The organism is Candidatus Clostridium eludens (genome assembly GCF_045310515.1).
Taxonomy (GTDB): domain Bacteria; phylum Bacillota; class Clostridia; order Clostridiales; family Clostridiaceae; genus Clostridium_B; species Clostridium_B eludens.
Genome location: NZ_JBJHZX010000126.1, coordinates 1 through 1,065 on the forward strand (window position 1 = coordinate 1; position 1,065 = coordinate 1,065).

2 protein-coding genes are annotated in these 1,065 nt (G+C 29.4%); both read left to right on the forward strand.

What is annotated here, in order from left to right:
* Positions 1 to 599, forward strand: a 599-nt coding sequence (locus ACJDU8_RS25475; protein ID WP_406794990.1) for a helix-turn-helix domain-containing protein, incomplete at its 5' end; no start/stop codon positions are given.
* Positions 600 to 609: 10 nt separating this feature from the next.
* A partial coding sequence (locus ACJDU8_RS25480) for a DnaB-like helicase N-terminal domain-containing protein (RefSeq protein ID WP_406794991.1) occupies positions 610 to 1,065 on the forward strand: 456 nt, incomplete at its 3' end.

Genomic DNA, 1,065 nt, shown 5'->3' on the forward strand with positions numbered 1-1,065 from the left:
AGAGCGAAAGTCTCATGTACGGTGTGAAGGAGGGGAAAAGGCAGAGATTACTTCAAAACCTTACCTATTCCTATAATGATTTATTAGATAATGTAAATTTAAATATTCAAGAACAGTCTTTATTAATAGCTATAATTAGTTATTTAGGTTCAGAAAATGCTCATCCTAGCTACAAAACTTTAAAACGTAGAAGCAAGATTGCCAATGATAGAACTCTTATTAAAACAATAAATTCCTTGGAGCAAAAAAAAATTATAGAAATTAATAGAGGAAAAGGTATATTAAAAGCTTTAAAGTTTGGTGCTGATATAAAGAAAGCCATTGATGTTGCTTTAAAATTAGAAAAAGAAGATGGTACCAAGATGACAATAGAAGATATTAAAAACTCTATTAGTAACTATGCACAGCTATGTAACCTAGGGTTGTTTACTTATCAATGGCGCCTAATTGAGTTTTTAAAGAGAAGACAAAAAGATACAAATATACCACAACTGTTACTATTTTTAGATAATGGTACGACATATATCAATTGTATGAGAGGATTAAGTAGTGAAGTAAAAAGTGGAAGTAATATCGAGATGTTTAATTTTGATGATTAGAAGGTGTCAAATGGAGATTGGAAGAATGGCTAACATGGAGGCAGAGGCAAATATTTTAGGGGCAATACTTGTTGACAATAACAAAATATTAACTGCTGCGGATATATTAGAATCTGAAGATTTTTATAATGCAAAAAACAAGTCAATATACTCTACAATGCTTATGCTTTATAAGGCTGGAAAGAAAATAGATGTCACAACACTTAGTGAAGCATTAGGAAAAAAATTAAAAGATGTAACTATATTATATATTTCCGAATTGATTGAAAAGGTATCTATGGGTAGTATTAAAGACTATTGCAATATAGTTAAAGAGAAGTCAAAATTACGTTCACTGGACAGGGTTGCTAAAAATATACTTACACAAATTAAAAATAGTGATAAAGATACACATGAAATTATTGGGGATTTAGAAAAATATCTAGCAAATATAGAGTTAAGGGAAAATCCTAAATTGGTTTCTGAT